General features: G+C 52.2%; 7 protein-coding genes and 1 pseudogene. 1 reads left to right on the top strand and 7 read right to left on the bottom strand.

The annotated features are described in order from the left end of the window. Positions 1 to 62: 62 nt before the first annotated feature. On the bottom strand, positions 63 to 242 hold the full coding sequence (locus ABD892_RS23780; protein ID WP_345198745.1) for a hypothetical protein: 180 nt from the start codon (positions 240 to 242) through the stop codon (positions 63 to 65). Positions 243 to 465: 223 nt separating this feature from the next. Further along, positions 466 to 1,689, bottom strand: coding sequence for an NO-inducible flavohemoprotein (gene hmpA, locus ABD892_RS23775; protein ID WP_345198744.1), 1,224 nt, complete (start codon positions 1,687 to 1,689; stop codon positions 466 to 468). 88 nt (positions 1,690 to 1,777) lie between these two features. Between hmpA and ABD892_RS23770 the strand changes: the two genes are divergently transcribed. After that, complete coding sequence (locus ABD892_RS23770; protein WP_345198742.1) at positions 1,778 to 2,206, top strand: Rrf2 family transcriptional regulator; 429 nt, start codon at positions 1,778 to 1,780, stop codon at positions 2,204 to 2,206. A 240-nt stretch (positions 2,207 to 2,446) separates the two neighbouring features. On the opposite strand, the pseudogene nrfA reads toward ABD892_RS23770, so the two are convergent. The 5 genes and pseudogenes from nrfA to pckA all read right to left on the bottom strand — a co-directional run bounded on the left by nrfA (position 2,447) and on the right by pckA (position 8,909). Continuing rightward, positions 2,447 to 3,699 (bottom strand): annotated as a pseudogene (nrfA, locus tag ABD892_RS23765) (ammonia-forming cytochrome c nitrite reductase). A 198-nt stretch (positions 3,700 to 3,897) separates the two neighbouring features. After that, positions 3,898 to 5,778: a heme lyase CcmF/NrfE family subunit gene (locus tag ABD892_RS23760; RefSeq protein WP_345198741.1), complete on the bottom strand. Its 1,881-nt coding sequence runs from the start codon at positions 5,776 to 5,778 to the stop codon at positions 3,898 to 3,900. A 10-nt stretch (positions 5,779 to 5,788) separates the two neighbouring features. Beyond that, positions 5,789 to 6,379, bottom strand: a complete 591-nt coding sequence (locus tag ABD892_RS23755) for a NapC/NirT family cytochrome c (protein ID WP_345198740.1) — start codon at positions 6,377 to 6,379, stop codon at positions 5,789 to 5,791. Positions 6,380 to 6,565: 186 nt separating this feature from the next. Then, positions 6,566 to 7,225: a class I SAM-dependent methyltransferase gene (locus tag ABD892_RS23750; RefSeq protein WP_345198739.1), complete on the bottom strand. Its 660-nt coding sequence runs from the start codon at positions 7,223 to 7,225 to the stop codon at positions 6,566 to 6,568. A gap of 70 nt (positions 7,226 to 7,295) precedes the next feature. Continuing rightward, entirely contained in the window at positions 7,296 to 8,909 is a 1,614-nt protein-coding gene (gene pckA, locus ABD892_RS23745; RefSeq protein ID WP_345198738.1) for a phosphoenolpyruvate carboxykinase (ATP), read from the bottom strand. Between the last annotated feature and the right edge of the window lie 12 nt (positions 8,910 to 8,921).

Genomic DNA, 8,921 nt, shown 5'->3' with positions numbered 1-8,921 from the left:
TCATCTCGTTCTCCGTTTGACTCAGTGTAAGTCGGAGAACTCTAATTCGAAATGCCCCTAGTTTAGGGGATGATTACAATATTAGGAGTAGGAATGGCCGTTGCAGCAGGTGGGCGCATTCCTGACAAGGAAATAGAAGGCGTATTCAACTGCCCTACTATATTCACGCCTGAATTAGGATTGGGAAGCAAAACAAAACATATAACCTGATTATTTTGTGCTGGAAAATTGATTATATTCATCATAAACATCCTTATTACGAATCAATTAAGCTATAGATACAAAAGCATAAAATGATTACAAGTAGATACCAGCAGACAAAAGTAGTCACTAACAGTCCTGTTAATAACAACAACATTGCAAAAATAGAGGGGGGGGGGAATCCCCCCCCTACAACAGCGAAGGTAGCCTTAATATAATTCATTGACTACAGAGACAACAGAAACCGCCTCAACATCATCCACATCATAAACTGCCATGAGGCCCAAACATTTCATAGTGAATTCTGTCATTTCCAATCCCCCAGTCAGTCAATGTTTCGTTGACCATTTTCATGAAAGGCATTGGACCACAACAATAGAAATGAGCACCAGGCACATTAATCAACTCACGGACTTTATCCAGCGACATTAATCCACTGAAATCATAATCTTCTGCTGGCCTGTCAACGGTTGAGGGATGGTTATACCAAATCCACGACTTCAACCGTTCATGTTGCTTTTCCTTAGCTCGGATATCATCAGAAAATGCATGTACCTGACCATTTTCACAGGCGTGCAACCAAAACAATGATCCATGATGGCCATTCTGCAACTGTGTGTTCAGCATTGACAGCATGGGCGTTAACCCAACACCAGCGCTGATCAGAATAACAGGCGATTCCTCTTCAACACTCAGGAAGAAGTCACCAGCAGGCGGCATCACTTCCACCACATCACCTTCACTGACGGCATCATGCAACCAATTGGAAACAACGCCATCAACGTCACCGGTTTCACGCTTGACGCTGATACGGTAATCGCGTCCATTCGGCGCATCAGACAAGGAATACTGACGAATCTCTGCATAGCAGCTGGTCGTCGGCCTTAGCTTAATGCCCAAGTACTGCCCAGGCTTGAATGCCATGACCGGCTTGCCATCAACCGGCTCAAGATAAAATGAAGTAATCAGCTCACTCTCGCGGGATTTACGCACAACCCGGAAAGGTCGCAGCCCACGCCACCCCCCCTCAGCATCTTCATTGATCTGGTAAATCGCTTCTTCCCGCTCAATAAAGACATTGGCCAGCAGCTGGTATGCTTCTGTCCAGGCCTGCAGCACCTCATCTGTCGCCGCTTCGCCCGCAAGCTCACGAATGGTTTCAATCAGGTGATGACCAACGATCTGGTACTGATCTGGCGTGATCAGGAAGCTGGTGTGCTTCTGGGCAATACGTTCAACAACAGCACTCAATACCGAGAGATTATCAATATTTCTGGCATATCCGAGAACGGCTTCAAACAGTGCAGCCGGTTGTCCACCGGAGTGCTGATGACTCAGGTTGAACACATCTTTCAGTTCCGGGTTGTGGGAAAACATCCGCTGGTAAAAATGGCGAGTCAGTTCCGTACCGGCAGACTCAAGCAGGGGAATCGTCGACTGAACAATCCTGATGGTTTCTGAAGATAACATAACAACCTTAACATGCATTTTAAATACCTCTTTATAATCTTGTATTTTTAATGCATGTTCAAGTTAAAATACCCATGTTTTCTCAACCTGTACAAAGCGGTGCCCGATGCGTCTTACCACATTCACCGATATTGGCCTGCGTGCCCTGATGTACCTGGCCACTCGTCCTGAGGGGTATAAATCCAGCATTACGGAAGTGACCGAGGCTTACGATCTCTCACGCAACCATGTGGTCAAGGTGGTTCACCAACTGGCGCGTGCCGGCCTGATACACAGTATTCGAGGTAAAGGGGGTGGCATCATGCTCGGGAAACCGGCGGATGAAATACGCATTGGCCAGGTCGTGATGGCGCTGGAAGAATCCCTGCAGGTGGTGGACTGCACCAAACCGGTCTGCAAAATTCTGCCGGCCTGTCGGCTCAAAGGTGTTTTAAAGGAAGGGGTGGATGCATTTATTGGTGTGCTGGATCAGTATACCCTGGCGGATCTTATCGGTAACAAGAAAGACCTGATTCCACTACTTATACAGAACTGAGCGCTCACTGGCAGTAGCTCATGCTGATCCACAACCACAATCGGTTATCAGACTCGGCCTTATTCACTGTTGGATTTAGAAACTGACATAATAAAACGCTGCATGTATCACGCCACAGCTACAGGTGAAGCCATTGTAGGCAAGTGTTTTTGCCACCATTAACCACCAAGTTTTCTCAACGAACCGAGCTAACCGTATTCACACAACGTCTCGTACTGTCAGCTCGGTAGTTAGAATAAACTACATCAAGTTCCCTTTTTGCCGGGCTTCCTCATCCCATTTCGGTAGCACATTTTCCTTAAACGCTTCTTTGTCTGCCTTGAGCTTCTCCACATTCAGACCAATATACGTCTGGGCTTTTTCCTTGGTTGACAGGTCCGGCATGGCCACGGGATCGGTCACACCATGTTTCGCCAGCACGCGGGCAATTTCCAGCCGGGCCTCACCGGCTTTCTCAACCGCCGTTCCCAGCACCCGCAATGACTCTTCCGGCGCGTGGAAGGACGCGCCATGGGATGCAATGGCATAATCCCAGCGCCATTGTGCATGACGGATCAGAGTCAGAGCCTTTTGCATTTCCTGTTCGCCCGCACCGGCTTTCCAGGCAGCACCAGCCTCAATGTGCGCCTTGACCAGCACGTCTTCGGCCCGGATCTTCATCTCACCGATTTTTTCCTGATAGCTTGTCACCATACCGACCAGATATTCCTTCGACTGGGTATGACAGCTTTGACAGGTGCCCTCAATATTGGCCAGTGGACTCATTACCCGGTGATCGGTAAAGGTAATGCCTTTGTCGCGCTTCTTGGGCATGTGGCAGTCTACGCAGGCCACATTGTACCGTGTACCCCTTCCTGCCAGGTTTCCCAGCCCGGATGCTGGGCTTTCAGCATCGGCGCACGGGAAATCGCATGGGTCCAGTCACTGAACGCGCGATGATCAAAATACTGTTCCATCTCTTCCGCTTTTGTACCTTCCGCCCATGGGAATACCACTTCCTTATTCGGGCCGGCAAAGTAGTACTCTACATGGCACTGGGCACACACCAGCGATTTCATATCCTGCTGTGACGCATTCGCGTGGTCGTAGCCCAATGCTGCCAGACCATCCTCCAGATAGGGACGGGAAATGGCCAGTTTCATGTCATCACTGTTAGTGTCATGACAGTCGGCACAACCAATCGGGTTGACGATCTCAGAGCCTTTGGACGCCCATTTGCCGGCAAAATAGTCATCTTTGCCCTGTTCATCAATCATCCGTGCGACATCCGGGCTCTTGCAGCTCCAGCAGGCATTCGGCATCGGTCCGTCATCCGGGCCGGAAGGCGAGCCGGTTCGCAGGGTGTTACGCACATCGGTCACGGCATACATATGCCCCCGCGGCGCATTGTAATCCTTGGAAAAGCCGTAACCTGCCCATAACACGACCAGGCGCGGATCTTTTTCCAGCATGTCCTCAAACTGGTTGCCATTATGCGCGCTTTTGAAATCCATTTTTTCCGTAGCTTTCCAGGACTCGTATTGCCTGGGAAAGCCGTCTTTAAACATTTCGTTCCTGGCCTCAACGCGACTCTCATCGGCCTGCAGCCCCGCCGTCGCAAACAGTAATAGTGTCAACAGGCCAGTACGGCAGGCCGTCAGCCCATACGGTTTTGACACAGAACCCTGATTCTTCATAACTCCCCCCATTCATCAGACCGCCAGACCGGATTGACCGGAAGCCCGTAGACTTTCTGTCCCCTGCCTATAGCGCCACATTCTCGAACCCACTGCCCAGAATCCTGCCAACACCATCAACCCTCCCCCCAACCAGAGCAGGCTGATAAACGGTTTGACCTGCAAACGGACGGACCAGGCCCCCTGTGCCAACGGTTCTCCCAGCGTGATGTAGAGATCCCGTCGCCAGGTACTGTCCACTGCGGCTTCCGTCATCACCACATCAGGCCGGGCATACCATCGTTTTTCCGGATGCATGTCGGTACGTCGTCCGGCATCGTCAGTGACCGAGAAAAAGGCGTAATCTGCCAGGTAATTCGGTCCACGCACCGGCGTCGTTCCCATAAAGACAAATTGATAACCGCCCAGGGTTTCCTGTTGTCCCGGACGCAGGCCAATCTCTTTTTGCACGAGCCCGGCATCCGACAGGCAGGCACCGGCCATTGCCAGCACCAACCCAATGTGCGCCATTACCGCACCCGCCTTATTAGGCTGATGTCGTACGTAACAGAGCTGTGACCACACGGTCCACAGCATCATGGTGAGCACCAGCCACGTCATCCAGCCAATCCCCGCAACCAACCAGGACAACACCAGGCCAGCCAACACAAACAGCGTCGCTTCACCGACGATCGCGATAAGACTGACCTGACGTATATGGACCGAAAAGCCCGTCAGAATAGCTGCCAGCAGTAGCGCTAGAGGAATAAAAAACGCATTGAAGTAAGGCGCCCCTACAGAGATCCGCCCAGATCCAAAGGCTTCAAAGCCGATAGGGTATAAAGTCCCCAAAAGAATGCTGCCGCAGGCCACCAGCAACAGCATCACAACGCTCAGCAATACCAGAGACTGGCCAGACAGTTTGCCTGTGGCATTAGCTGGCGCCCGCAAGGCATACAGAACCAGCGAAAAACCAGCGACAACGACAATAAAACCGAGTATCGCCACACCCGTTGCCGGCTGCATGGCAAACGCATGCACCGACGTCAGCACACCGGATCGCACCAGGAAGGTACCCACCAGAATCAGTGCCTGCGTTGCTATCGCCAGCAATACCAGGCTACCGGAGCAATGATTGCGAGCTCGCACACGCCATAACTGATGGAGCATTGCGGTAGCCGTCAACCACGGCATCAGTGACGCATTCTCCACGGGATCCCAGAACCACCAGCCTCCCCAACCCAGCTCGGTATAGGCCCACCGGCTGCCAAGCACAATCCCCAGTGTCAGCCATGACCAGGCCACCAGCAGCCAGGGGCGACAGGCAAACAGTTTCCCCCCATCCGAAGACAGTAACGATGACATCACCATGCCAAACACGACAGTTAAACCGCCGTAGCCCAGGCACAACGCCGGAGGATGGAAAATCAGACCGGCATCCTGCAGCATCGGGTTTAATCCTGAACAATCAGGCGACAAGGCTGAGGCCACTGGCGCAAATGGAGAAGACACCAGTAACAGACCGACCAACCCGGAGCTGATCATCGCCATAAACGACAACGCGATGTTTTTTTGAGCCACGGAAAACGGGCGGCAAAACCGGTAAAACAGCCCCATCCAACCCGCCTGAAGCATCACCCAGAACAACAGAGAACTACCATGTCCGCCCCAAGCCGCACTGATTTTATAAATGAGAGGGAGGCTCGTTTCGGAGTGCGACACCACGTAACTGACCGAAAAATCATCCGTGACAAGGGCGTAAACAAGGATCAGAAAGGCAGCCTGTAAACTGGCTCCATGGGTGATGAGCCACAGGCTGGCCGGTATACGACGCAAACCACTCAGCACCGGATAAAAAACCAGTCCCAGCCCTGTCATCAGCGCCAGCATGGCCAGACTGTTTCCGGCATTCAGCATGAAGTAACCCTTAGTCAACCAGCGGCTTCTTCATCAGCCGGGTTTCCGGCAGCTTATGGGCGATTCCCTGGTGACAGTCGATACAGGTCTGTCCGTTCTCGATCGCCTTTTCATGGTTCATGCGCGCCCACTGATACTGCTGATCCAGCGATGTCTCGATATTCATGTGACAGGCCCGGCAGGCGGCCGAGTCATCTTCACGCATATCTGCCCAGACCCGTTCCGCCATGACCAGACGATGGGCTTCGTATTTTTCCGGCGTATCGATAATACCGGTGAACTTGCCGTAGACTTCCCGCAGCGCCTCGATTTTTCGGGCCACCTTACCGGGTAAGTCATGGGGAACATGGCAGTCGGCACAGGTCGCACGGGTGCCGGTACGGTTGCTGTAATGAATAGTGTCCTGCAATTCAACATAAGCATTGTCACTCATTTCATGACAGCCGATGCAGAAGGACTCGGTACTGGTGGCCTCCAGGGTATAACTGGCCGCTCCCCAACCCAACAGGCCAACGACAATGCCAGCCAGTAATAAAACACCGGCAGAGTACTTGACGGACGGTCTGGAAAGAAACCGGAGAATTGCGGTCACTGCGTTCATAACACCTGCCACATGCCTGTTGTTTTTTATCTGCAAGTCCAACAAATAAAACCTAACAGGAAGGCGACGTGCGGCTTGTGACATGCATCAATGATCAACCGGAGTCTTATATTTCTTATCGTTATTCCGACAAAAATCCCTTGATTACAGAGACAAAGATCGGGAGTGGACGACCTATAACGTCAATCAATCCGACCGGGACAGGATGATGACATCATTACCGCAGCATTCCATGGCAAAGTCATAAGTTGAAGCCAGCCACCGGAATGTTTCTTCAGAATAAAAACAGATATGGGTTGGATCCCGGATATAGTGCCAACGGGCAAAGGCCTGGCGATCCTGCACCCTCTTGGTCATAACACCAAGACAGCCCCCCGGCCTGAGCAACCCGATCAGCTGCTTCAATACCGTACCAGGGCAGGCCAAGTGCTCTATCACTTCTGTTGCCGTCACAAAATCATAGGTTTGTTCCAACACTTCGGGCTTATGTGCGTAATAGATATCGTAAACCGCCATCCTGTGACCCGCTTCACTGAACATGGCAGCAAGCGCAGGACCGGGGCCACACCCGAAATCCAGCCCTTCTCCCTGACTCAGCCCCTGCTGGGCCAGATGCTCAACGACAGGGTCAAACACCCGGGAAAGAAAACGGCGGTATCCGGCATCATCGACGCGATTATCATGTTGATCGTAAACCGCTTTCTCCTCCTCATTGGATAAGTGAAAGGAAGACGGCACAAACACCAGCAGGCAGTTATTGCAATGAAGGTAATCCCTCACTTTGTCCCGATGGTAGTGGCGCGTATCAAAACTGCCACAAAGCGGGCATATGTCGTCAGTCAGCATGGTGTACGATGTCCCGAAAACAAAGAACGCGGCTTGTGCCGCGTTCAGAGTGTACCGGAAAATCGGTGAATTACAGCTGGGGACCCGCCGCAACCAGTGCCTTGCCGGCGTCATTATCGGTGTATTGTGCGAAGTTCTTCACAAAACGCGCCGCCAGATCCTGCGCACGGCGCTCCCAGGCCTCGGGATCATCATAGGTATTACGGGGATCCAGGATGGACACATCATCGACACCGGGTACCGCCACCGGCACTGCCAGATTGAAGTACGGCAACATCACGGTATCCGCCTCATCAATGGAACCATTCAGAATTGCATCAATAATGGCACGAGTCGCCTTGATGGAAATGCGCTTGCCCGTACCATTCCAGCCGGTGTTAACCAGATAGGCTGTCGCACCGGATGCCTGCATTCGCTTGACCAACGTCTGGGCGTATTGCGTCGGATGCAGCATCAGGAAAGCTGCACCAAAGGCCGCGGAGAAAGTCGGTGTCGGTTCAGTGATGCCACGCTCAGTACCCGCCAGTTTAGAGGTATAACCTGACAGGAAGTGGTATTGAGTCTGTTCAGGTGTCAGCCTGGAAACCGGTGGCAAGACACCAAAGGCGTCTGCTGTCAGGAAGATAACCCGTGTCGCATGACCGCCACGAGAGACCGGTTTGACGATATTTTCAATATGGTAAATCGGGTAAGACACCCGGGTGTTTTCTGTCTTACTGCCATCGTCGTAATCAATCTTGCCTTCCGCATCAACAGCCACATTTTCCAGCAGGGCATCGCGACGAATGGCATTGAAGATATCGGGTTCGTTTTCCTGGCTCAGGTTGATGCACTTGGCGTAACAACCACCTTCGAAGTTGAACACGCCATCATCATCCCAGCCGTGCTCATCGTCACCGATCAGTTCCCGGTTAGGGTCAGTGGATAAGGTCGTTTTACCCGTTCCGGATAAACCAAAGAAAACGGCCACATCACCTTCTTTACCGATATTGGCAGAGCAATGCATGGAAGCAATGCCTTTCAGCGGCAAAAGGTAGTTCATGACGGAGAACAGCCCTTTCTTCATTTCACCGCCGTACCAGGTACCGCCGATCAGCTGCATGCGCTCGGTCAGGTTGAACGCAACAAAATTTTCGGAATTCAGTCCCTGCGCCTGCCAGTCCGGATTGGTGGTCTTGGCGCCGTTCATGACAATAAAGTCAGGCTCAAACGTTTTCAGTTCCTCGGCAGAAGGCCGGATGAACATATTCGTGACAAAGTGCGCCTGCCAGGCCACTTCGGTAATGAACCGAACACAGAGACGGGTATCCGGATTGGCTCCACAATAAGCATCAACAACGAACAGGCGTTTACCGGATAGCTGCCGTGTGACAACGCCTTTCAGGTCGTTCCAGACGGATTGATCAATCGGCTTGTTATCATTACGTCCCTGGTCAGCCCACCAGAGCGTATCCCGGGTCGTATCATCGCGGACAATGTACTTATCTTTTGGCGAACGGCCAGTGAATATGCCGGTATCCACAGCCACCGCACCGGATTCAGTGACCACGCCGCACTCATAACCATTCAGGTCGTCACGGGTTTCTTCTTCGTAAAGGAGGTCGTAGGAAGGGTTTCGCAGGATGTCGACGGCGCCGGCAATGCCGTAGGGGGTCAGGTCAAGGGTATCAGTCTTGGCACTCACGTTTTTTGTCTC

Origin of the sequence: Kistimonas scapharcae, assembly GCF_039540975.1 — a bacterium.
Lineage (GTDB): Bacteria > Pseudomonadota > Gammaproteobacteria > Pseudomonadales > Endozoicomonadaceae > Kistimonas > Kistimonas scapharcae.
The sequence above is the reverse complement of the archived record's forward strand: the minus strand, read 5'-3'. Positions and strand labels throughout refer to the sequence as shown.

Bases quoted from the DNA above. Each gene is read 5' to 3' on its own strand.
- ABD892_RS23780 (WP_345198745.1), bottom strand. From the start codon at position 242: ATGAATATAATCAATTTTCCAGCACAAAATAATCAGGTTATATGTTTT.
- hmpA (WP_345198744.1), bottom strand. From the start codon at position 1,689: ATGCATGTTAAGGTTGTTATGTTATCTTCAGAAACCATCAGGATTGTT.
- ABD892_RS23770 (WP_345198742.1), top strand. From the start codon at position 1,778: ATGCGTCTTACCACATTCACCGATATTGGCCTGCGTGCCCTGATGTAC.
- ABD892_RS23760 (WP_345198741.1), bottom strand. From the start codon at position 5,778: ATGCTGAATGCCGGAAACAGTCTGGCCATGCTGGCGCTGATGACAGGG.
- ABD892_RS23755 (WP_345198740.1), bottom strand. From the start codon at position 6,379: ATGAACGCAGTGACCGCAATTCTCCGGTTTCTTTCCAGACCGTCCGTC.
- ABD892_RS23750 (WP_345198739.1), bottom strand. From the start codon at position 7,225: ATGCTGACTGACGACATATGCCCGCTTTGTGGCAGTTTTGATACGCGC.